We start from the raw sequence: 23,066 nt of genomic DNA, 5'->3' as shown, positions 1-23,066 counted from the left end.
GTCTGGCTGGCGTCAATTGTTCCATGTGATCGCCAGCTGTAGCGTCGTCGCGATCGAAACCCAGATCAGGTACGGGATCTGCGCCACCGCGACCCAGCGGTAGTGCTTCCAGATGGCGAACATCATCCAAAGGATCGTTGTCCAGACGATCAGGATGTCGACGGCGGCAAGCGGCAGATTGCGCAAGCCGAACTGAATTGGGGTGAAGCACAGATTGGCGACGAGGTTGATCGCAAACGGCAATGCGACCAGCCATGGCAGTCGCTTGCGAAACGCTTGTACGAAGACGAAACCAAACGTCACGATGATTACCGGATACAACAGTTGCCAGATCAGGCCGATCGTGCCGGGGGCGGGAGTCCACGAAGGTTTGTCCAGGCCGTTGTACCACTCAATCCATGTCATCGTGTCGATTCCCGTTGTTTGTAGGATTGGTGATCTAATTCGTCGCCGCTGAGACTCTTGATCTTAACCGCCATCTCGCCGCCACGCTGGAGGGTCAGCAATAGGTAGCTGTCCTCGCCCGCGAGGAACTTCGAATGGGGGTCGCGATATTGGGCGCCGCTGCCGCTGAGCGAGCTGTTGTAATAGGGAAAGCCATCGACTTCGGCTCGCTCTGCAAAATAGCCGTATCCGGTGACGCAACATGTTCCGCGGCGGAACAGGTTGTGCCATTGTTTGTTCGCCTGGTTGCGAATGCTCGCGTTGCGTTCGTTATAGAGCGTGACAACAAATCCGGGCGGGTTGGCCATCTGTTGTTGGTACCAGAGGAACTGAGGCGAGGCTTCGTCGAAGCGGTGGCAGGTTTGCCAAGTGGTTCCGAAGTCGGAGATGTGATTGAAGTCCAACGCGATCACCCGCAGGTCAAACTGTGGGATGTCGAAGTGCCACTTCCACTCGTCCCCCGGCAATTCGAAGAATTTGCGAAACGCGGTCGCATCGACATCGTAGACGGCTTCCTCGGGCGGCATCTTCCCACGCGGGCGAATCTGGCGGTCGTGATTCCCCAATGCCGGCATGAACGGTGTGGAGCGAAACAGATCGGGGTAGGCGTCGATCAGTGCAGCGTAGGGCTTCACGCAATCTTTGGTCCCCTCGCCGCAGGCTGGGAAGAGGTTGGCGATGTTGTCGCCAGCGGTCAGCAATAGATGGACGTCGTCCTTTTGGATCGCCGACAAGTCGGGCTTGCTCTGCCAGTCGGCGACGATCGCAATCCGCAGTTCATCGCTCGGGTAGGCTTTGAAGGTGGCGTCCTTCGATCGTTTGTCGCCGCTGCTGACCGAATAGTGATAGACCGCATCGCGATGTTCCAGCGGAATTTCGACATGATGCAGCTTCGTCGTTTCATCGACTCGGATCGTTTTGTCGTAGTCCGCAGTCAGGCCAAAGCGAACGACCGAATCCCCCGCGCTCTCGCTCATCCAGTTCACAACGATGCGGCTCGGGTCGTTGCTCTTGTGTGTCAGCCAGATCCGTCGGATCTCCGTTGCGACGGCGAGATCGGAAGCGACAAACAAAAGCAACAGGATTAAGACGTTTCGCATCGGAAGGCTTTTGGTGGAGGGTGAGGCGGCATGTTTCCGACGGCGCGTCTCGGCTGGCGTTGGCGGCTAGCGGTATTTGCCCATCAGGGGCTTCATCGCATCCCAAGACCTCGCGTTGGCGACGTGTTGTTTTTGCAGCCCGGCTCGCCGCGCTTGCAGGATGCCGTACTGCATCACGTCGAGGCCATCGATCGAGTGCGCGTCGGTGTTGATCACGATGGGGATGTTGTAACGGCGCGACGCCGTTTGGCAATGGACCTCATGAAGATCTAACCGAGCGGGGTTGGCGTTTAGTTCCAGCAGCGTCGACGTTTCGGCGGCGGCTTGGAAAACCGCGTCGATGTCGACTTGATACGCTTCGCGGCGATTGATCAAGCGTCCGGTCGGGTGCGCGATCGCGGTGACGTGTGGATTCGCGATCGCTCCCAAGATTCGATCGGTGATCTGTTCGCGACTTTGCCGTTGCCCATAATGCACGCTCGCCAGCACCCAATCGGCTTCGGCGAGGACATCGTCGGGCAGATCCATCCCGCCACCCTCAAGGATGTCGCATTCGATTCCTTTGAGGATCGTCAGTCGGCCCTCGTACTGCGGCCGCAGTTGATCGATCCGCGCCCATTGTTCACGCAGTCGCTGCGGGTCCAGCCCGCGAGCCATCGCCACGCGTTGGCTGTGATCGGTGATCGCGATCGCGGTCAGGCCGCGGGCGATCGCCGCGTCGGCCATGTCGCCGATCGTCGCTTCGCCATCGGTCGCCGTGGTGTGCATATGCAGGTCGCTGTAAATGTCTTTTAGTTCGATCAGGTCGAACGGGTCGCCACTTTTCGCCCAATCGAATTCCAGTCGATCTTCGCGCAGTTCGGGCGGAACCCAAGGCAGACCGATCGCCGCATAGACCTCCTGCTCTTCCCCGCCGGCGATCGAGTGCTCGGGATCGTCTTCGCGAAACACTCCGTATTCGTTGACCTTCAACCCTTGCGATTTAGCCATGCTGCGGACGCGAACGTTGTGCGCTTGCGATCCGGTGAAATACTGCAGCGCCGCGCCAAACTGATCGGCAGCAACGACTCGCATGTCGACTTGGAACGCTTCGTCGATGCGGATCGAGATCTTGGTGTCGCCTCGCAAAATGGTCTCCTTCCGTGGCGGGAAGGCTACCAGATGATCCATCGCCGCAGCGGCGGGATCGGCGACGACAAGAATGTCCAGATCGCCGCAGGTCTCGCGGCCGCGGCGGTAGCTGCCGGCAAACTCCATTCGTTCGATCGCATCGCAGTTGGATAGATGGGAACGCAGTCGAGCGACCCAGCCGTCGGCGTTGACCCACTTCTTCCGCTGCGCCGCCGCTTGTGCGATCGCCAAGCCGTCGAGGATCGTCTGCTGGCTCTTCTTGCCAAAGCCCTTGAGGCCACTCACCTGATCCGTTTCGCAAGCGGTCTTCAGTTCGGCGAGGTTGTCGATCCCGAGTTCTTGGTGCAGCCGAGCCGCCTTCTTCGCGCCAAGGCCGGGGACGCGAGCCATCGCCAGGACCGAGGCGGGGAACTGTTCTTGCAACTCCAGCAACTGGGGCAGGCTGCCGGTCGCGACCAGGACGGTGATCTTGTCGACCAAGGTCTTGCCGATCCCCGGCACATCGGACAGCTTGCGGCTGGGATCGTCGAGGATCTGGGCGACCGGTTCGTCAAGGTCGAGGATCGCTTTGGCCCCGTTGTGATACGCCCGGATCCGGAACGGATTTTCGCCTTTAAACTCCAGCAGTTCCGCCATCTGTTCGAAAACTTCGGCGATCGATTGATTATCCATTTGTTCCAGCACTCGTTGAACTCTATCGTATCGGCAGCAGGCCTTTTCTTCATCCTACGGAATTGCCAAATCCTTGCCCACGGGCGGCGTTGGAAAACGTCGACCGAGCCGTCCCGTTCGCCTGCAAAATTTCCTCAATCGAGCGGTGCGGCAGGTATGATGACAACTATGAACATTCGAATCATTTGCCGTCGCTCGATCATCGCTTTGGCCGTCGTTTGCGGATCGCAAGTGGCAGCGTCTGCCGTCGCCGACGACGGGGCTGCGAAGCGGTTGGCCGCGTTTTTGGATCAGCACTGCACTGCGTGTCACGGTGCCGATACGCAAGAGGCCGACCTGCGGTTGGATCGCTTGACAGTCGCCGATTCGGGAAGCGAGGCGATCCGCCAGTGGACGCGCGTCGTCGATGTCATCGAATCGGGAGAGATGCCGCCCGAGGGTGAGGACCGTCCGAACGCCGCTGCGGTGAAGCGTTTTGTTTCGGAGGCCGGTCGGTTTGCGGAACGGATGCGCGGCGAACGGCCGCTGGCGCTGCGACGGATGAATCGCCGCGAATATCAAAACACGGTCCACGATCTGTTGGGGATCGATGTCCCGTTGATGGATCTGTTGCCCGAGGATGGCAGCCTGCAGGGATTCGATAACGTCGCCGACGGGCTGAGTATTTCATCGGTCTTGATGGAACAGTACTTGGCTGCGGCGGCGGTTGCTTTTGAAGCGACGATACGGCGCGTGCAGCCGTTGCCGGTTGCGACGCGTCGAGCCGATCTGATGCAGGTCAAAGAGAACATCGATTCGGTTGACAAGAAAAAAGGGGGCACGGTTGCTGTCGATGAATCGTTTGTGAAGTTCACTCCCGGTTGGCCGCCTGCGCGGATCGATCCCGCCCATCCGATCGAAGATGGACTGTATCGTTGTCGCGTTGCGGTTTGGCCTCATGATCCGGGAGAGCGGACGTTGTCGGTGGCCCTTTACGTCGGTTCGTTGTTTGGTCCCGATGCGCATCGATTTATTGGGATCTTCGATGCCACGGGCAGTTCCCAGCAGCCGCGGGTGATCGAATTTACGGTGCCGATGCAGCAGGGGGGGACGATTCATATCGTCCCTCGGATCTGGCCCGAACACGTCACGTGGCGCGACAAGCACGAACCGCGTCCCGGTGTGGGGATCGCGTGGGTGGAGACCGACGGGCCGTTGGACCAAGAGTTTCCATCGTTGGCGACTCAGCGGTTGTTTGGCGATGTCGATCATATTCGGATGGAACCGGAGCGATCGATTCACATGCGGCATCGCAAGCGAGTCCAGTTGCATCGCGTCGAATCGGAGCGGCCGCGCGAGGATGTGGCGCGGATCGTTAGCGATCTGTTGCCGCGGGCGTTCCGGCGCCCGGTCGACGATGCCGAAGCGGAGCCGTTCGTTCGATTGGCGCTCGATCGACTCGACGCTGGCCGCTCGTTTGAACAAGCGGTTCGCGCGGGGGTGACCGCCGTTTTATGTGCTCCTCAGTTTTTGTTGCTCAACAGCCAGCCCGCGGTCGACGACTACACGATCGCTTCGCGGCTCTCCTATTTCCTTTGGTCTTCGCAGCCCGACCCGCAGCTGATCGATTTGGCGGCGGCTGGGAAATTAAAGGATCCCGCAATTCGACGCGCTCAGGTTCAGCGGATGTTGGCCGATCCGAAGCGGGAGCGGTTTGTCGAGAACTTTCTCGGTCAGTGGTTGGATCTGCGGGAGATCGACTTCACGACGCCCGATAAAAAACTCTATCCCGAGTTCGATCCGTTGCTGCAGGAAGCGATGCTTGGCGAGACGCGCAGCTTTTTTGAGTACTTGATCGACGAAGATGGGAGCGTTTTGAATTTCATTGATTCCGATTTCACGTTCCTCAACGAGCGACTGGCCAAACATTACGGCATCGCCGGGGTGCGTGGGAACGAGGTCTTTCGGAGGGTCGCGCTGCCCGACAACAGTTTGCGTGGCGGGGTGCTAACGCATGCGAGCGTGTTGAAGGTGACAGCCAATGGCACGACCACGTCGCCGATCCAACGCGGCAATTGGGTTTTGGATAACCTGTTGGGCCGCCCTGCCCCACCGCCGCCTCCAGGTGTTCCGGCGGTCGAACCCGATGTCCGCGGCGCGACCACGATTCGGGAGCAACTGGACAAACACCGCGCGATCGATTCGTGCAACGTCTGCCATCGCCGGATCGATCCACCGGGCTTTGCCTTGGAAGCGTTTGATGCGATCGGTGGCCAGCGGCAATGGTATCGATCGATTGGCGATGGGGAGAAGCTTGGTCGTTTGCCCTATCGCAAAGGGCCGGATGTGGAAACGGCGTCGCGGTTGGCCGACGGCCGCTCGTTCGCCGACTTTGGCGGCTACCGCCAACGGTTGCTCGAAGACCGCGATCAGGTCGCTCGAGCGATCGCGACCAAATTGATCGTCTACGCGACCGGGCGGCCGCTGTCGCTGGCCGATCGGCCGGCGATCGATCGCATCGTCGCCGCGTCGGGGGGCGACTTGGGGCTGCGGTCGATGATTTTGGCGATCGCCAGTAGCGAACTTTTTATCGAACCTTAGTGTTGGGAGCGTGTTGATGAGATCTGTTTTGCGACGACGGACGATGTTGCGCGGCGGTGCGGTTTCGATGGCGCTGCCGATGCTGCAATCGATGTCCGGTACCGCCGCTGGAGCTGCCCCGGGGGAATCTGGGAAAGGGGATGTTCGCCGGATGTTGGCGATCTGCGCTCCGCTGGGAATCCACACGCCCTACCTGTTCCCCAGCCAATCGGGAACCGATTACGAAGTCACGCCCTACCTGGAACCGCTGCAGCCACTGCGGGACAAGTTCACGGTGATCTCGGGGCTGCACCATCCCGATGTCGACGGAGGGCATAGCGCGGAGAAGAGCTTTTTGACCGGAGCGGCTCATCCCGGTCAGCCGAGTTTCCAGAACACGATTTCGGTCGACCAGTTCGCCGCCGAACAGATCGGTCATCAAACGCGGTTTGCGTCGCTGGCCCTGTCTGCCGGGCGATCGAGTCTTTCGTACACGCGATCGGGCGTGCAGATTCCCGCTCAATCGCGTCCGTCGCAATTGTTTGCCAAGCTGTTTTTAGCGGGAACGCCGGCGGAGCAAGCCGATCAAATCCGGCGGATCGAAGATGGGCAGAGCATCATGGATTTGGTCCGCGATCAGACGCGCGGCGTCGCTCGCCGCGTGGGACGTCAGGATAATCAAACGCTAGATCAGTACCTGACGAGCGTTCGCGAGCTGGAACAGCGGTTGGTCAGCGCGGCGCAGTGGGCGACGCAGCCGAAGCCGGTCGTCGATCGCAAGCCACCGACCGACGTCACCGATCGGGCCGATTTCACCGGGATCATGGGACTGATGTTCGAGATGATCTTTCTGGCGATCCAAACCGATTCGACGCGGTTGATCACTTTGATCGGTGCCGGCGGCAACGAGGTGGTGTCGCTGAAAGGGGTCGACGACGGCTGGCACAACTTGAGCCATCACGGGCGGAATCCGGAAAAGATCGAGATGCTGGCGATCATCGAACGCGAGGAGATGCGGTTGTTTGGTGAGCTGTTGAGCAAGCTGGAAGCGGTTCGCGAGGGTGAGCACAGTTTGTTGGATCAGACCGCCATCTTGATGGGCTCCAATTTGGGGAACGCTTCGAGCCACAACAACACGAATCTGCCGATCATCGCCGCCGGAGGACACTTCCGACACGGGCAGCATCTGCGGTTTGAATCCGAGAAATCGCCACCGCTTGGAAATTTAATGGTCAGTTATCTGCAGCACTTGGGGCTGGCGGTCGATCAGTTCTCTAGCGGCGTCGGTACGTTGACCGGTTTGCAGCCGAGTTGACCCCGGTTCGCTGGTCGAATCGGATCGCTTTTGCCCAGGCCGCGTGTTAGGATGAAGGGAAGGCAAAAGGGAATACGGCGGTAGCGCCGCGAAGGTCATATGAGCGAATTACCAAAAGACGACAAGCCGTGGATCGATCGCCTGGGGGAATGCACGGGGAATCACCACGAATCGATGGTTGCCGTTGCCGAAGGCTTGGTGATGGAGCTGCCCGACGTTTCGCAGCGGTTGCGAGTGGCGATCGCTGGCGGCACGCCGAAAGAGATCGAACGCTACGGGCATACGCTGAAGTCGTGTCTTAAATATGTCTCCAGCGGAGACGAAGTCGCTCTGGCCGAAGAGATCGAACGCTGTGGCCGCGAGTCGCGCGTCTCCGACGCCGTCGCGTTGTACGATCAACTGCAACCGACCGTCCAAGCCTGGCAGGACCGAGTGCAACAGTGGCTCGACCGGCAGTAGGAAACCTTCTGGCTTCGCATCGCGTTCTGCCCCTATCATTCTGCCCCTATCATTCTGCCAAAACTTGCTGCGCTTCGCGTTCTGCGAGCGAACATCTGCCGTCGCTCCGCGACTTCGTTCTGCGATGTTGCCGTTTTCCTGGGACTTGCGTCCCAGGCTTTATGCGGCCATGGCTCCGCCATTGACGAAGGTCCGTGCGTTTGTATAGCGAAGGGGATGGCAGATGACGTGGGCAGAGTGATGGTGGGCGAGATGTTCATTCTGCCCTTCTCTTTCGCTTCTCCGTTGGCGTTTGATCTTTACGTCCAGCGGCGGAGCCATTTTTCGAGGATCAGTAGGTTCCACAATCGGTAGCCGTGGTTGACGGCGCCGGTCTCGTGATCGTGGACCATCTTGGCGACGACTTCGGGGCGGAAGAATTGTTGATGCTTGGCGTCGGGAGCCAGTAGCATGTCGTGCAGCATCGGCCGCCATTCGTTTTTAAACCAAGCAGCGATTGGGATGCCGAAGCCCATCTTTTTGCGAGTCCAGATGTTTTTGGGGATCATCGATCCGAAGGTGTCGTCCAGGATCAGTTTGCCGCGTTTGCCGCGGAACTTCCATTTCACCGGCATCCGCGCGGCGAGTTCCACGACGCGGTAATCGAGCATCGGTTGGCGGACCTCCAATCCGTGAGCCATCGACGCGATATCGACTTTCGTGCACAGATCGCATGGCAGGTAGGTCATCAGATCGGCTAGCGATGCTTTGGTGACGTCGTCCCGATTCCCCGACTGTTTCCAGGCCATGTGGAAGAACTCGAACGGATCGTCCCCCGGCAACTGCTTAACGAAGTCCTCGTTATAGATCTCGCCTCGGAGCGCTTCGGGGAAGATCTGCAACCAGTTCATGAAACGCCGCGCCGGCGGTTGGCTGATCGCGTCGCAGAACCGCTTGCCGCGGCGGATCAGGGAACGCTGCCGCGTCGAATCGGGCAGCCGCTGGATCCACTTGGCTCCCAGCATTCCACGCATCGGCAACATCCGATCCATCTGGCGACTGATCCACAACGCCCGGTAGCGATCGTAGCCGGCGAACAGTTCGTCGCCGCCGTCGCCCGAGAGGGCCACGGTCACTTCGCGGCGGGTCAGTTCCGACAGGTACCAGGTGGGAATGGCGCTCGAATCACCAAACGGTTCGTCGTAGTGCCAGACCAATTTGTCGATCACGTCGACCGCGTTCGGCTGGACTTCGAACCGTGTGTGCTGGGTTCCCAGATGGTCGGCGACTTGTTTGGCGTAGTGGGTTTCGTCGAAATCCTTCAGCGGAAAGCCGATGCTGAAGGTGCGGATCGGATCGTCGCGCTGCTGTTGAGCCAGGGCGACGATCAGCGACGAATCGATCCCGCCGGAGAGGAACGCTCCCAGCGGAACGTCGGCTTGCAATCGCAGTCGCACCGAATCAGAGAGCAGTTCCCGCAGTTGCTCGGACGCCTCCTCCTGCGTCATCGGAGTTTCTTTGGCGAGATCGATATCCCAGTATCGCTTGACGCTCAAGTGTTCGTCTTCGAAGACAGCAAAGTGTCCCGGCGGCAGCTTGTGAATATCGCGATAAATCGTGTTCGGATGAGGGACGTATTGGTAGGTCAGGAATTCATCGATCGCCGACGGATCGATCTCCCGACGCAGCCCCGGCACCTCCATCAGCGACTTCAGTTCGCTGGCAAACAGCAGCCGATCGTCTTGCACCGTGTAGTGCAGCGGCTTCTGACCCAAGCGATCGCGCGCCAGCACGATCCGGCGGCGGTTGCGGTCCCAGATCGCGACGGCAAACATACCGTTGAGGTGCGAGAAACACTCGACCCCCAGGTCTTCGTACAGGTGCAGGATCGATTCGCCATCGCTGGAGGAACCAAAACGATGGCCGGCTCCTTCAAGACGTCGGCGGAGATCGCCAAAATTGTAGATCTCGCCGTTGAAGACCATCCAGATCGAACCGTCTTCGTTGCTCATCGGTTGGTGGCCGCCGGCGAGATCGATGATGCTCAATCGCCGAAACCCAAGGGCCACGCCGGGGACGGGGCCCGACGGATCGGTCCGCATCGCTTCGACATGGGTTCCGCTGTCGTCGGGGCCACGGTGGCGGATCGCCTCGGTCATCCGCTGCAGGACGTCGGCGGAGATCGAGTGTTGCGGGTGAGTCCAGAGTCCGCCGGTGATGCCGCACATAAAGCTATTTAGTTAGTTTGATGGAGAAGGGTCGGAAAGGAATCGCGAAAGGGACGGTTCACCGAACGCCGCCATTCCCATTGTCGTGGTTGTTGCAACAATGGAAAGCCGCCCAATCGAATGTCAATGTGCAACGCTTTGGGTAGACTGGTTTGCGACGTATGATAACAACTATTGGCTGGCTGAGCCCGATGCTCTCTGCTTCCGGCGCAGCGTTTATAAGAAACCTTTTCAGGATAATCCGATGCGTTGGCGTGGAAGACGAGAGAGCGAAAATATTGAAGATCGACGCGCCATGGGAGCCGGGCCGGCGGTGGCTGGCGGCGGTGGGCTGATGATTTTGGTTGTGATCGTGTTGGGGCTGATGATGGGGAAGGACCCGCAGCAGTTGATCCAACAGGTGCAACAGCAGCAGGCGCAGCAGCAAGCCGGTGCGCCGCAGAACGTCCCGGTCGAAGATAGCGAAGCCGAACGCGAGCTGAAGCAGTTTGTCTCGGTGGTGTTGGCCGACACCGAAGATGTCTGGAACAAGTTGTTCACCGAGCAGATCGGGAAGCGGTATCCCGAGCCGAAGTTGGTCCTGTTCCGCGATCAGGTCTCGTCGGCTTGTGGAATGGCCAGCAGTGCGACGGGCCCGTTCTATTGCCCCGGCGACGATCAGGTTTATCTGGATATGTCGTTCTTCGAACAGCTGCAGAATCAATTTGGAGCCAAAGGGGACTTTGCGATGGCTTACGTGATCGCTCACGAGGTCGCGCATCATGTGCAAAACACCTTAGGCATTTCCGACCAAGTTCATCGCAGCCAGCAGAGCGCCGACAAGGTGGCAGCCAATCGGTTGAGCGTGCGGTTGGAGCTGCAGGCTGATTTTCTAGCCGGCGTCTGGGCGCATCACGGCCAGAAGATGAAGTCCTTCTTGGACGCTGGAGATGTCGAAGAGGCGATGAAGTGTGCTGAAGCGATCGGCGACGATCGCTTGCAACAACAGATGCAGGGGCGAGTGGTTCCCGATGCCTTTACGCACGGAACCAGCAAGCAGCGAGCCTACTGGTTCCGAAAAGGCTTGGAGACCGGCCAGATCGAAGTTGCCAACGAACTGTTTGAGTTGCCATATAACCAGATCTAACCAGTCCGTGGGTTGGAACGAATTGCGAGGGATCGCTATCGCATCGGCGGGTTGAAATTATTTCGCCGTCGATGCAAGCGCTAGGTCGATCAGCTCGTTCCCCTCGGCGACGTCGATCACGAGTGGCGACATCGTGCCTGAGGCGTAGACGCTTGGGATCGCTCCCTTGGCCTGCTTCTTTTTTCTCGGCGTGGTTGGCATGAAGACCGCTGCCGCCGGTTCGTTGCTGTCGATAACCTCTCCCTTGCTGGCCGTTTGGAAGTCGGCATCGCTGATCGGGATCAACGGCTCGGAAACCGTTACGCGATAACGTCCTGGCGGGCAGCCATTAAAATCCTGCACCGCGCCGGGGACCATCGCCAGGACTTGGTATTTTCCTTCGCCATCGGAATAGCCCGAAGCGCCGCCGCCGGTGGTTCCTTCGATCGGCGTCAACGTTAGGCTTTTGAAGGCCAGCGGTTCTCCATCGAGCGTCAGGGTTCCGGTGATTGGAACGCGTGGTGGCCCCGCGTCGCCGCAGCCCGCGATCGCAACAACTCCTGCGATAAAACTGACTTTTGCAAATTTAAACATCAAATTCACCTGCTAATCTTTAAAAGACAAATCGAAATAGAGTGGTCGAGCGATGAGATAAGAGGTTGATGGGGAGGGGGCATTTTTGAGTGCAGTTTCCCCGATCCCACCCTCCCGCTGCGCCGGAGGGTGAAATGCAAATTGTCTTGAGGCCGTTCGCTACGGAAGCGTGGCGACTTGTCCGTCCGACATGACGGTCAGGTTCAGCAAGGTCGGTTTGTCGATCGTTTCGCTGACGAACTGGACCGAAGCGTCACCCATGACAAAGTGGCATCCGCCGGGATGCAGGCTGGCCGACGCAACCCACCAGCTGCGAGCGCGGCCGCGAATTGGTGTGAAGGGAGGGCTCTGCCATGTTGGCGAGATCCAAGGTTGGTGCCAGACGTTGATTCCTCCGTTGGCCGCCGACGTGTAATACGGGTCGACGCCAGTCATTACCCAGCCGCGATAGGACCAAGCCAGGGCGGCGCCATTGACGTGGTATCGCGTGGTTTCGCCGACCATGAAGGTGTTGGTCAGGCCGTCGATGACTTCGGCCATTCGCGTGTTGACGTCGCCGCCAAACATCCGCTTCGTGGTGCTGTTGGTGGTGGCGTAGCTGTTGCAGGTGCCAAATTCAGGGCCGGCTGCGACGATAAAGTCATAGTTGGTTGCGGCGCCCGAAAATCCTGGTGCAGGGCCGTAGTGATTTCCGACCAGGCGGCCTTTGATGGGATTGCTGTCCGAGGGGCAAGCGAAGACGTCGAGTTCCAATTCGGCAATGGTCGCATTTCCATTGGTCGCTGGATCGCCAATCACGTTTCCGGTCGCACGCTGCCCCGAACTGGTAACTGCAAAGGCTTCTTCGTGGTTGAATTGGTCGTAGACGTTCTGCAGTTCGATGTAGGGAAGTAGAGCGACAAGGCCACTGGCGTTTTTGATCTCGCCGTTGACTGCGTTGCCAACACATCCGCCGTATCCGCGGCTGGAGGCTGGGAATTTTTGGTAGGTGTCGACGTAGTTGTGCAACGCCAAGCCAAGCTGCTTCATGTTGTTGCCGCACTGCATCCGCCGAGCCGCTTCGCGAGCCGCTTGAACCGCTGGCAGCAGCAGGCCCACTAAGATCCCAATGATCGCGATCACAACAAGTAGTTCTACGAGGGTGAACGCTCTTCTTTTTGCAAACATCGGACGTCTCCTGGGAGAGATGAGAAAAAAACAGATCGTGATTTGCAGCTTCGCTATCGATTCTGTGCAGTGCCGGTTTGAATGGGATGTTCTTGGTGTCGGTGGTTGGCCTGGCGATGGATCGGAGGGGCGAATTAAGTGTGAAATAGAAAGCGAAATGTCTACCTGTATGACATGTTGGCTGATTTGAATGTATCAGCCTTTGGTTCGAGTGGAAACAGTTTGTTCGCCAGAAAAACCAGAGTTTCTGTAGGCGTAATCGATGCATGAACGGAATGACATGTGTCGTTGGGATCGATCGATAGACTCGACGTTCGTTGAGGGAGTTTGCTGGACCTGGGAAGGAAATGAGGCTCGCAGAACATGAAGTTTGCCGTGCAGGGATTGGTTGCTAGGTGGTTTGCCGCATCTTGTCCGCGGCTTTTACTACGGTGTGCCAGGTTGCGGTGCGATGTGGTTAAGGTGGTCTAGTGTCGCCTTGGTGCTTTTTTGGTGATTGTGTTTACGGGAGGCCGTCGACACTCGCTGTTCGTTTTGATCGTCGCGCGGCGCAGTTTGTTTGGATTGTTGTGCGCTGCTTCTGTGTTGTGCTACGCCGCGGCTTTGGCGAGTCGTTTGTTTGTTCGGTGTGTCTTGGTGACGTGTGGTTGTTGGTTTGGCTTCGCCGTCGCCGCGCGAGGGTTGGCGGTTGTGTCGTGGTTTAGTCGCGTTGCGGTTTCGTGTGGCTAGTTGGATTAGGTTTCGTCGTTAGGTGTCGTGTTGCACTGCATCTGCGGGGCTGGCACTTTGCGAGGGCTTCGACTGAAGTTCTACAGTCAACGTTGTGTTTTCTTCGCGGATCTCGACTTCCAGTGGCGATGTGTTGTCCGAACGGTAGACCGCGGGGATGTCGCTCTTTGCTTTGGGATCGGGAAGCAGGATCGCAACCGCGGGCTCCGCTGTTGGTGCGGCGATCGTTTGGTTTCCGGTTTCGAAATCCGCTTCGGAGATCGGGATCATCGGTTCGTTAACAATCACGCGATAATGCCCCGGAGGGCAGCCTGTGATGTCGTGCAGCTTGTCGGAAACGACAGCCACTAAGTGGAACCGGCCTTCGGAATCGGAATATCCGGCCGCGCCGCGGCCTGCGGTGCCGTCGGTCGGCGACAGCCGTACGCTCTTGAAAGGGAGTGGCTGACCGTCGAGAGTGAGCGTTCCCGAGACGGGGATAAAGCTTGGCCCCGGATCGCTCGTAGCCTTGCCGCAACCGGTGATTGCGGCAACTGTGATCAAAAGGCTCGTTCTCGCAAAACGGAACATCGCATGCGCCTTGGAAGGTGAACGGGCTCTGCAGCCCGACGGTTTGGATTGTCGTCCACTACGGTAGCGTAACGACTTGGCCATCCGACATGACTGTTAGGTTCAACAAAGTCGGCTTGTCGATCGTTTCGTTGATGAATTGCACCGATGCATCGCCCATCACAAAGTGGCATCCGCCCGGGTGCAAGCTGGCTGCTGGTACCCACCAACTGCGAGGTCGGCCGCGTTGTGGAATGTAGGGTGGGTTCTGCCAAGTTGGTGCGACCCAGGGTTGGTGCCAGACGTTGATTCCACCATTGGCGGTCGTGTAATAGGGATCGATACCTGTCATCACCCAGGCACGATACGACCAGGCGAAGGCAGCGCCGTTGGAGTGATACTTGGTTGTCTCGCCTACCATGAATGTGTTGGTAAGCCCGTCGGTGACCTCGGCCATTCGGGAGTTCACGTCGCCACCAAATATCCGTTTTTCGGTGCTGCTGGTCGTGGCGTAGCTGTTGCATGTGCCGAATTCAGTGCCGCACTTCACGATGAAGTCGTAGTTGGTTGCGGCGCCGGAGAAGCTGCCGCCGGGACCGTAAGCGCTTCCCACCAACCGCCCCTTGGCCGGGTTGGGGTCGGACGGGCATAGGAAGACATCGAGTTCCAGTTCGGCGAGCGCTGCGTTGCCGTTGGTGATCGGATCGCCGACCACGGTGCCGGTTGCCCGTTGGTAGCCGCCTGGGTTTACCGAAAAGGCTTCGTCGTGATTGAACTGGTCGTAGACGTTTTGCAGTTCGATGTAGGGAAGCAGTGCGACCAGGCCGTTGGCATTCTTGATTTCGCCGTTGACTGCGTTCCCGACACATCCACCGTATCCGCGGGCTGAGGCGGGGAACTTTTGGTAGGTGTCGACGTAATTGTGCAGAGCCAAGCCGAGCTGCTTCATGTTGTTGCTGCACTGCATCCGCCGCGCTGCTTCGCGGGCGGCTTGGACCGCTGGCAACAGCAGGCCAACCAGGATGCCGATGATTGCGATCACGACCAGTAATTCAACTAATGTAAATCCGTTTCTGCGACGCATCGGGAATGTACTCCAGGTGATTTTTGAGGTGGGTTCGGAACTGGAGCTGTCTGTTGGAGTTACAGGTATACCGGCACCGAAAATCGTGGGGATAACAAACGCTCGTGAGGAGAATGATCCGCCCAGCTGAAGTTGCTGGATGGCTGATCGAGCGGTATGCAAAAGGTGTGCCGGTGTTTGTCGCGGGGATCGGGGGGCGTCGATTTGCGCAGCGATTTGCCGTGTTTTTTGTTCTTCGTGTTTTTGGCGTTTCTCGACGAAAGCCGTGCAATCGCTGGTGTCTTGCTTAGGAAGCGTGCCGTCGACGCCTACCGATTGTGCGTTGATTGTCGATTGGGCGGGCAGCCGATTCGGGGTGCTTTCTGATAAACTCCGAGCATGGAAACCGAAGAACCTGAAAATCTGTCGATCGAATCGCAACTGCTCGCCGCCCTAGAGACAAGCTGGGGTTACGATTCCTTTCGCCCGCTGCAGCGCGAGGCGATGGAGTGTGTGATGCAGCATCGCGACAGCGTCGTTGTGCTGCCGACCGGTGGCGGTAAATCGCTCTGCTTCCAAGCCCCGGCGACCTGTCTCGACGGGATGGGCGTCGTCGTGTCGCCGTTGATATCGTTGATGAAAGACCAAGTCGATGCGCTACGCAGTTGCGGTATTTCGGCGGCGTATATCAACAGCACGCTCTCGGCTGACGAGCGCCGCGAGATTGCCGACCAGATCCAGGCGGGAGAGCTGAAACTGCTGTACGTCGCCCCCGAACGACTTGTCGACGCGCGGATGATCGAGTTCCTGAAGTCTGCCAAGGTTTCGATGGTGGCGATCGACGAAGCCCACTGTATCAGCGCGTGGGGGCACGACTTCCGGCCCGAATTCCGGCAGTTGCGGTTCCTTAAAGAGGCCTTCCCTGGCGTTGGCGTGCACGCCTACACGGCGACCGCGTCGCAGCAGGTTCGCGAGGACATCGCCCAGCAGTTGCAATTGGAATCGCCGCAGATGTTGGTCGGCGGTTTCGATCGCCCGAATCTGGTCTATCGCGTTTTGGCGGCGAACAATCGGTTCGGGCAGGTCTGCGAAGTCATCCAGCGTCACGCCGGCGAATCGGGAATCGTCTACTGTATCAGCCGCAAGGAGGTCGACCGGACGACGGAGAATCTGGTTCGGTTGGGCTTCAAGGCCGCTCCCTATCACGCTGGTTTGAGCGATACTCAGCGGGCGCAGAACCAGGAAGCGTTCCTCAGCGAGCAGGTCGACGTGATCGTGGCAACCGTCGCGTTTGGGATGGGGATCGATAAATCGAACGTTCGGTACGTGGTCCACGCTGGGATGCCGAAGTCGTTGGAGCACTATCAACAGGAGAGCGGGCGTGCCGGGCGCGATGGCCTGGAAGCCGAATGCGTGCTGATCTACAGCGGCGGCGATCTGGTGACGTGGAAGCGGATCATGCGCGGCGGCGATCCGTCGGTTTTCGATTCCGCAGTGGCGTCGCTTGAGGCGATGAACCACTTCTGCGCGTCGGTCTCGTGCCGGCATCGATCGATCGTCCGCTACTTTGGCCAGGATCTCGAGGCGGAAAATTGCGGAGCCTGCGACGTCTGTCTGGACGAGATCGATTTGGTCGACGATGCGACGACGATCGGTCAGAAGATCTTGTCGAATGTGTTGCGGACCGAGGAGCGGTTCGGGGCCGACTACAACGCCAAGTGTCTGGTCGGATCGCAGGAGCAGCGGATAGTGCAGATGGGGCACGACAAACTTTCGACCTATGGGCTGCTCTCCAGCGAGACCGTCAACACGGTCCGCGGTTGGATCGAACAACTGGTGGAGCAAGGTTTCTTGTTGCGTAGCGGCGAATACAACACGATCAGCGTGACGCCAAGCGGTCGCCAGTTGTTGCGCCGCGAGGTGGAGCCGCGGTTGTTACGCCCCGCCAACAAAGAGGCTCAGCCCAAGGCGGCGTCGGCCGAATCGTGGGAGGGTGTAGATCGCGGGCTGTTCGAGCACTTGCGCGAGTTGCGCGGCAAGATCGCCGCGGAGAAGAAGGTGCCGGCTTATGTCGTTTTCGGCGACGTGACGCTCCGCGACATGGCCCGCATCCGTCCATCGGACGTGCCCCGCTTGATGAGCGTCTCGGGAGTCGGCGAGAAGAAGCAGCAGGACTTTGGCGAGATCTTCCTCGCGGAAATCGCCAGCTATTGTGCCCAGCATGAGCTGCAGCAAGATGCCGCCGTGGCGACGCGAGCGGTCAAGCCGGTCGCGAAGAAACCGAAGGCGTTGGCTGCGTCGAGCCTTGCCGCGATGGATCTGTTCCGCAACGGGATGTCGTTGGACGACGCGGTCGTCGAATTGAAGCGAGCCCGATCGACGGTGGCCGGTTATTTGAACGACTACCTGAAACACGAACGCGTCACCGACCCAACGCCGTGGGTCGAGACCGAGGTGATCGGGCAGATCGAAGCCGTGCTTGCCGAAACGGGGCTCGAGCGGCTGCGGCCGATCTTCGACGCCCTCGACGGCAAGGTCGATTACGATTCGATCCGGATCGTCGCCAGTTGCTGGAGCAACCGGCAAGGCGAAGCGGGATGATCCCGCTTGGGACGCTGTGGCGGTTGCCTAGAACAAGCTCGCGATCGGGACACCGCCATCGGTGATCGGAACGGGGCGATCGCCATCGTATAGATTGATGCTGGTGTCGATCCCCATCGTCGCCATGATCGTGGCAAAGGCATCGGGAACGGAGATCGGGTTTTCGACAGCGTTCATCGCCAGTTCGTCGCTGACTCCGTAGGCTCCTTGGTGACGCAAGCCGCCGCCGGCCAAGACCATCGAGAAGTTCTTGCTGTAATGGCCGCGGCCGCCGCCGGAATCGAACTGAGCCGGGCGACCAAATTCGCTGTTGATCACGATCAGCGTCTTGTCGAGCATCTTGTGGGCTTCGAGGTCAGCCATCAACGCCGACATCGACCGGTCTAGCTCTTGGATCAACACGTGCTGGTTCAGCTGGCCATCGTTGTGCGTGTCCCAGCCGGTTCCGTTGCGGAAGTTCATGTTGTGGGAGACTTCGATGAAACGGACGCCCGATTGGAACAGCCGCCGCGTCATCAGCAGACGCTGGCCAAAGCCGTCGCCATATTGGTTCCGCAAGTCGTCCGGTTCGTTGCTCAGATCGAACGACTTCATAAAGTCGGGGCCGCTCAAACGCAGGCTCTCCGCAACCGCCGAATCGTAGTCGGCGTACAGCTTGTCGCCAGCAAACCGCTTGCGGCCCGCGGACCGGACGGCGGTGAGCAGTTGTTCGCGGCGGGCTTGGCGGCCGTCGGTGATCTCGGCCGGACGAGCCAGTCCGGCCGGTCCTGATTCGATATCGGTCAGGTAGACAAAACCAGCCTTCTGGCCAAGGAAGCCCGGGCCGCGGGTGAGGTTGGGATATCCGATCAGCATGTAAGCGGGAACGCCTTCGCCCGCGGCACCGCGTTGGTCGGCGATGATCGAACCGATCGATGGATATTGGACGGTGCCGGTCGTCGGCCGGCCGGTGTGCATCCGGTTGGTCGCCGCCGCGTGTTCATCGACGACGTCGTGGTGAACCGTTCGCAGTGCGGTCACACGATCCATCATCCGCGCGGTCCCTGAAAGGTGCTCGCAAACCTGAACGCCCGGGACGGCGGTGTCGATCGCTTTGTAGTAGCTGCCCGCCTTCTTCGCCTTCGCGTCTCCCATCGCTTTGGGATCGAAGGTGTCGATCTGAGCCATGCCGCCACCGAGCCAGATCATCACGCAGTGTTCCGCTTTGCCCATCGGCATCGCGTTGGTTTGCGAGGCGAGTAGTGGTGTGGCTGCTGCTGCAGCGGCGGTCGATTGCAAAAAGTGTCGTCGTTTCATGGCAAGATCGTTGGGTTGCGTGGGAATGTGTCGGAGGTGAGGTTTCCTGGGCGATTGAAAGGTCCGTTACGGGACCATGATCATTTCGGGGCTGTTCAGCAGCGACCAGATCGCATCTTCAGCTCGCAATCGCCAGGCTTCGGTCAACATTCGTGTCGGTGGATCGCCTTGGCGTGCGTAGGCTTCCATCTCGACCTTGATCACATTGGCTTCCGAATTCAGGTGGTTCGACCACGAGACATAACGGAACCGTTTGGGAGGCTGCGGAGCAAAGGCGTCGATGTCGCTGACCAATCGATCGGCGTAGCCAGGTTCCAGCAGTTCGCGGAACTGGGCCCGTTCGGGATCGGTCGGTTTGCGAGTCAACATCCGCAGATACAACGCGTCGATGAAGGCGTCGAGGTCTTGATCCTGCAGCGCCAATTGCGTCAGTTCGCTGTGGTCGCTCAGTCGCGTCAGCCAGGTGCCGAAGGTGGCGTTGGCCAGTACGCCCGGTTGGATCAGGTTGGGCGTCTCTTCGCGTTGGCTGATCGGTTCGGGGCGGGAGTTCCGCCAACCGAAGGCCTTCAAAACGTCGATGATCGCTTGGGCTCGCGGCAGTGCCAGGCTGGGGCGATCGCGTTCGTTCGCCAACGTTGTGAATTCCCACGATCGTTTGGGGAATCCAAAATTGACAAACGTATTCGGTGGCAGAGTTCCTTCGATGTCCATCGTCAATTGTTCGGTACGCATCGTTTGGCCAACGGCGTGCAGCGACGAATCGACGATCTGTTCAGCCGACATGCGGCGGCGATAGGGGCCCGCGAACAGGCGTTGTTCGCCATCGACTGGGATCGCAACGCGTTGGTAAGCGTCGCTGGAAAGGATCGCCCGTTGCAGTTCTTTCTGGTCGTAGCCCGATTGGATCAGGATATCGGCAATCGCCGCCAGCAGGGCTGGATCGCTGGGCGGATTGCCTTCCCAGTCGTCGACAGGTTGCACGATCCCGGCTCCCATCAATCGTGTCCAGATTCGGTTGGCGATCACTTCGGCGAACCGCCGCGAAGCAGTCACTTGCGCCGCCAAGACCTGCCGCGAATCGGAGGGATCTTGAACGATGTCCGTTGCGCTCTCGGACGACAGGCTGGCGAAAGGCCATTCGGGTCGGACGGTCGCTCCCGGTTTCAGGGTGACTTCGATCAACGATTTGCGAGCTTGCTTCTCGAAGAAGGCCGCCGGTACCGTGCTGCTCTCGGGCAGCTTGATCGAATTGCGGTTGAGCATCGCAGCCATCTGGAACAGATCGCCCTGCTTCCACGAGTGGTAAGGGGCGTCGTGGCATCGGGCGCATTTCATTTCGACGCCCATGAAGGCGGTGCCGATCACGTGGGCTTTGGCAGCCATCGGCACATCGTTTTGCGAAGCGATTGAAAATCCAGCCGAGCCGCCGTACCATTGGCTGCCCCGCATCATCATCAACTCGGTCGCAAAGCGATCGATCGGTTTGTTGTCTTGCAACGCCTCGAGGATCCAGAACCGGAACGGTCCGGTGTTGTTAAGTGTTGGTTTCAGCAGGTTCGGGTTTTCTGCGAACACGTCCTGCCAGTAGCCGACCCAGTTTTCCGCCCAGCGAGGATCGTTCAATAAGCGATCGATCGCGTTGTCGCGGCGAGTGGCGGGATCGTCGTTGAAGAACTGGTCGATCTCTTCGAGCGTCGGCGCGAGGCCGATGGTGTCGATCGAGACTCGGCGTAAGAAGGTGTAGTCGTCGACGTTGTTGGTCAGTTCGACCGGCGGCTTGGAGGTCTGAGTCATCGCGGCGCCGTCGGCGATCCATTGGCGAACCGCTGCAATCTCCTCTTTGCTCAGCCCGTCGCCCTTGGGAGGCATGCGGTAATCGTCGGCATCGGCGGAGATCAGGTCCATCAGATAGCTGGCGTCGGGATCGCCCGGCACGACGGCGGGATCGCCCGATTCACCCCCTTCTAAAAGCGATTGGCGATCGACCACGCTCAGTTCTCCCTGCCGCTTTTCGCTGTGACAGCGGGCGCAGTGGGATGCCAAGATCGGTTCGATCCGCTCGCGATAGAAGGTATCCGATGCGGTCGCCGTAGCGGCAGCTTGGCGTTCTGTATTGACGGCGTCGATCTTCGCGGCGATCAGCTGGTCGATCTCTCGCGACGCGGGTTCTTCCAGCAGATGCTGTCGCGCGTATTCGTGTCGCTGCTGCCAATAATCGGATTGGATCTTGTTTGCCGCTCGACGTCGCTCGCGGTTCATGTCGCCCACCAGTTGCTTGTGGTCGGCGGCAAAGGCCAGCCAGCCCTCGTCGGTCAGCGGGTACGATTTGCCTGGGCCAATGATTTCGAACATCTCGCCGGGGCGAGCGATCGCGACGCACGATTCGCCAAACTCCAGACGATATCGCGGCCCGCCAACGATCGCTTCGAACAGGATCTGATGCGTTTTGCCGTCGCTGTGGAAGTCGACGATCCGTTCGGAATCGCTCATGAAGTGCGGACGCATTCCCGGCACGGGAACCTTCGGCAGCGGATCGACCACGTGGTGAGCACCGGCTCGGTTCGGTTGCCGCGGCGTCGTGACGACGTCCTGGTCGTCGATCTTCAGTCGCGAGTAGCCGCGCGATCGAACCAGCAATTGGTAATCGCCCGGCGGCAGTGTCAATTCGGTCCATGCGCGGACGACCATCGACTTTTGGTTGCCTTCAGTCCAATCGTCGCGGATGCCCCAGTCATCGTATTTGTAGGGAAGCTGGGAGAACGCGAGCGAATCTTGGTGCCATTCCAGTTGCGGTTCGTCCATTCGTCGCGGGATCGAATCGAAGGTCGCCGTGGGGCCCAGCAGTTGGACGAGGACCTTGCCTTCGGGGACCTCCGGCTTTTTGATCGGTTGCGGAACGTATTTGTAACGCGACGCGATCAGTTCGCTGGGCAGTTCGTTCCGGTACAGCTTCAGTTCATCGATCTCGCCGTTGAACGAACAACTGCGGGCTCCCTTCATCGACGACCCGATCCAGACTTCGTCTTCATCGACGACGGGGGCTCGTTTGGTTGGACCTCCCATATCCCAGGTACCTTTGACCGGCTTGCCATCGACGAAACCTTGGATCGTCTCTGGCTTGCCAAACTGGTAGGAGACTGCGATGTGATGCCAGCCGCTTCCCGGAGCGAAGCCTTTGGACGAGGTCCAGCGATGCCAATCGGCGGGGCCAGCTTCGTCGGCGCGGCTGCGGAACAGGAAGTTCACGCAGGCTTCGCCACGGTGATTGCTCAACCGCACGGCCCAGTTTTGGTTGTCGGAGTCGAAACCGCTGCGCCCGGTTCGCCCTTTGCCGATGATGTAGGCGTGCTGAACGATCGAATACAGATTCACCCAAGCTTCGACCGAGATCCAATCGCCGTTGTCGAAATCGTAGCGGTCCTCTTCCTTCGTATCTTCAAGGCGGATGTAGGATGGCGCGTTCAGCGACAGCGCTTGGTTGTCCTTGGCGAAGTCGGGGAATTCCGGAGCGGCGGGCCCCCACGGTTCCAGACTCGCCTTGCCGACGATCGTGCCGGGAGGCTGTTGGTCGAAGGACCATTGGAGGATCGGTTGCCCGCTATTGTCGGCGGCTTGGCACGTCGGCTGGATCGCGGGAGCTGCAATCAGGGCTACGCAGGCAAGCCAGTAGTGGGGAAATCGCATATCGCATCATCGGGGGCGCGAGGTGTGAAGGTGGGGCCGTTGAGTGGACATTATACCAGGCGGATGGGGGATCAGAACCCCAATCTTTTGCCCAAGTCACCGCGTGGCTTGCGGCGGAGAGCGGTCGTACTGCCCTATTTTAGCAGCGTTTGCCGCGATTTTGTCGAATTTTGGCGGTGAGGCGAGTCGGTGTGATCGGGTCGCCATAGAGACGTATCGGCGACGCGGCTCGGTGCCGTCGACCGAACCAATGCGGCTGTCGGTTTTGCGGTTCGCAAGCTTTGGGGTTGCTGGAGCTTCGCCCCGCAGAACCATCGATCTGCGATCCCTGCGGGAGCGTTGGGCACGTTTGGGCGTCGTGTTCCGGAGGTGCGCCGCTGCGCGACGACCT

General features: G+C 59.4%; 15 protein-coding genes. 5 read left to right on the top strand and 10 right to left on the bottom strand.

Annotated features, from left to right (window positions below; all coding sequences use genetic code 11):
* Nucleotides 1-12 precede the first annotated feature (12 nt).
* From CA51_RS24515 to polX, 3 genes are all read right to left on the bottom strand, one after another.
* Nucleotides 13-405, bottom strand: a complete 393-nt coding sequence (locus CA51_RS24515) for a TspO/MBR family protein (protein ID WP_145123743.1) — start codon at nucleotides 403-405, stop codon at nucleotides 13-15.
* Nucleotides 402-1,544, bottom strand: a complete 1,143-nt coding sequence (locus CA51_RS24510; protein ID WP_145123742.1) for a metallophosphoesterase — start codon at nucleotides 1,542-1,544, stop codon at nucleotides 402-404. Before CA51_RS24510 ends, CA51_RS24515 begins: the two co-directional genes overlap by 4 nt.
* A gap of 66 nt (nucleotides 1,545-1,610) precedes the next feature.
* The gene (gene polX, locus CA51_RS24505) at nucleotides 1,611-3,347 is read right to left on the bottom strand and encodes a DNA polymerase/3'-5' exonuclease PolX (protein WP_145123741.1); all 1,737 of its coding nucleotides are present in this window, start codon (nucleotides 3,345-3,347) and stop codon (nucleotides 1,611-1,613) included.
* A 168-nt stretch (nucleotides 3,348-3,515) separates the two neighbouring features.
* Here polX and CA51_RS24500 point away from each other — a divergent pair, with 168 nt between their 5' ends.
* The 3 genes from CA51_RS24500 (at nucleotide 3,516) to CA51_RS24490 (ending at nucleotide 7,680) form a co-directional block, all read left to right on the top strand.
* Nucleotides 3,516-5,927 (top strand): DUF1592 domain-containing protein, encoded by a 2,412-nt coding sequence (locus CA51_RS24500; protein ID WP_197451447.1) that lies wholly within the window; start codon nucleotides 3,516-3,518, stop codon nucleotides 5,925-5,927.
* Between the two features lie 16 nt (nucleotides 5,928-5,943).
* Nucleotides 5,944-7,221 (top strand): DUF1552 domain-containing protein, encoded by a 1,278-nt coding sequence (locus tag CA51_RS24495; RefSeq protein WP_145123739.1) that lies wholly within the window; start codon nucleotides 5,944-5,946, stop codon nucleotides 7,219-7,221.
* A gap of 99 nt (nucleotides 7,222-7,320) precedes the next feature.
* Nucleotides 7,321-7,680: an Hpt domain-containing protein gene (locus tag CA51_RS24490; protein WP_145101836.1), complete on the top strand. Its 360-nt coding sequence runs from the start codon at nucleotides 7,321-7,323 to the stop codon at nucleotides 7,678-7,680.
* A 299-nt stretch (nucleotides 7,681-7,979) separates the two neighbouring features.
* Here CA51_RS24490 and asnB read toward each other — a convergent pair whose 3' ends face one another.
* Nucleotides 7,980-9,887 carry an asparagine synthase (glutamine-hydrolyzing) gene (gene asnB / locus CA51_RS24485; RefSeq protein WP_145123738.1) on the bottom strand — a complete coding sequence of 636 codons (1,908 nt, stop codon included), beginning with the start codon at nucleotides 9,885-9,887 and terminating at the stop codon, nucleotides 7,980-7,982.
* A 244-nt stretch (nucleotides 9,888-10,131) separates the two neighbouring features.
* Here asnB and ypfJ point away from each other — a divergent pair, with 244 nt between their 5' ends.
* A complete protein-coding gene (gene ypfJ / locus CA51_RS24480) occupies nucleotides 10,132-11,013 on the top strand; it encodes a KPN_02809 family neutral zinc metallopeptidase (protein WP_145123737.1) in 882 nt (293 codons plus the stop codon).
* Between the two features lie 57 nt (nucleotides 11,014-11,070).
* Here the strand turns inward: ypfJ and CA51_RS24475 are convergent, their stop codons facing one another.
* The 4 genes from CA51_RS24475 to CA51_RS24460 all read right to left on the bottom strand — a co-directional run bounded on the left by CA51_RS24475 (nucleotide 11,071) and on the right by CA51_RS24460 (nucleotide 15,115).
* Nucleotides 11,071-11,586, bottom strand: coding sequence for a peptidase associated/transthyretin-like domain-containing protein (locus CA51_RS24475; RefSeq protein WP_145123736.1), 516 nt, complete (start codon nucleotides 11,584-11,586; stop codon nucleotides 11,071-11,073).
* A 159-nt stretch (nucleotides 11,587-11,745) separates the two neighbouring features.
* Entirely contained in the window at nucleotides 11,746-12,753 is a 1,008-nt protein-coding gene (locus tag CA51_RS24470) for a DUF1559 domain-containing protein (RefSeq protein WP_145123735.1), read from the bottom strand.
* Between the two features lie 747 nt (nucleotides 12,754-13,500).
* Entirely contained in the window at nucleotides 13,501-14,025 is a 525-nt protein-coding gene (locus CA51_RS24465; protein ID WP_145123734.1) for a peptidase associated/transthyretin-like domain-containing protein, read from the bottom strand.
* 85 nt (nucleotides 14,026-14,110) lie between these two features.
* Nucleotides 14,111-15,115 carry a DUF1559 domain-containing protein gene (locus tag CA51_RS24460; RefSeq protein ID WP_145123733.1) on the bottom strand — a complete coding sequence of 335 codons (1,005 nt, stop codon included), beginning with the start codon at nucleotides 15,113-15,115 and terminating at the stop codon, nucleotides 14,111-14,113.
* Nucleotides 15,116-15,493: 378 nt separating this feature from the next.
* Between CA51_RS24460 and recQ the strand changes: the two genes are divergently transcribed.
* The gene (gene recQ, locus CA51_RS24455) at nucleotides 15,494-17,695 is read left to right on the top strand and encodes a DNA helicase RecQ (protein WP_145123732.1); all 2,202 of its coding nucleotides are present in this window, start codon (nucleotides 15,494-15,496) and stop codon (nucleotides 17,693-17,695) included.
* Between the two features lie 27 nt (nucleotides 17,696-17,722).
* Here the strand turns inward: recQ and CA51_RS24450 are convergent, their stop codons facing one another.
* Both CA51_RS24450 and CA51_RS24445 read right to left on the bottom strand, forming a co-directional pair.
* On the bottom strand, nucleotides 17,723-18,991 hold the full coding sequence (locus tag CA51_RS24450) for a DUF1501 domain-containing protein (protein ID WP_145123731.1): 1,269 nt from the start codon (nucleotides 18,989-18,991) through the stop codon (nucleotides 17,723-17,725).
* Between the two features lie 66 nt (nucleotides 18,992-19,057).
* Nucleotides 19,058-22,675 carry a DUF1553 domain-containing protein gene (locus CA51_RS24445; RefSeq protein WP_145123730.1) on the bottom strand — a complete coding sequence of 1,206 codons (3,618 nt, stop codon included), beginning with the start codon at nucleotides 22,673-22,675 and terminating at the stop codon, nucleotides 19,058-19,060.
* Between the last annotated feature and the right edge of the window lie 391 nt (nucleotides 22,676-23,066).

Origin of the sequence: Rosistilla oblonga (assembly GCF_007751715.1) — a bacterium.
Lineage (GTDB): Bacteria > Planctomycetota > Planctomycetia > Pirellulales > Pirellulaceae > Rosistilla > Rosistilla oblonga.
This window is presented reverse-complemented; position numbering and strand designations above follow the sequence as displayed.